Here is a 517-nt window from a genome sequence, read left to right as displayed (position 1 = left end):
CCTGTGGGATCCGCCCTTCACGCAGATCCGCTTTCTCAGCATTTGTGTTGCGCTGCCTGGGAGCCGCGACCAGCGTTGCATCCAGGATCTGCCCTGACATCGGGAGATAACCAGCGTTCCGCAGGGTTGCATCAAAGCGATTGAACAGACCATCGACCGCACCCGCCTGTGTCAGACGCTCGCGAAACAGCCAGACCGTTTTGGCATCGGGCACGCGATCTGACAGCCCCAGACCAAGAAAACGCATGAAGGACAGGCGGTCATTGATCAGATATTCCGTCCGTTCATCGGACAGATTATTCAGCGTCTGGATCACCAGGATTTTGAACATCAGCACCGGATCAAACGGCGGACGGCCGCCTTTGCTCCCGTCCGCATAGGCCAGAGCCTTCTCCAGGTCAGGACGGAATACTTCAAAATCCACAGTCCGGGAAAACGCTTCGAGCTGGTCACCAAGCCCACTCAGACGAGCCAGGCGATCTTCAACATCAAAAAAACCGGGCTGCATCATCATCCA

The 517-nt window shown here is 56.5% G+C and carries 1 protein-coding gene; it reads right to left on the bottom strand.

Features of this window, described 5'->3' with window-relative positions:
- Positions 1–514 (bottom strand): transposase (locus tag HKD31_RS15970; RefSeq protein WP_228120981.1); only part of this gene is annotated, 514 nt, incomplete at its 3' end.
- Positions 515–517 lie beyond the last annotated feature (3 nt).

This window comes from Gluconobacter potus, assembly GCF_015244705.1.
Classification (GTDB): Bacteria; Pseudomonadota; Alphaproteobacteria; order Acetobacterales; family Acetobacteraceae; genus Gluconobacter; species Gluconobacter potus.
Note: the sequence above shows the minus strand (reverse complement) of the source record. Positions and strands in the feature narration are given on the sequence as shown.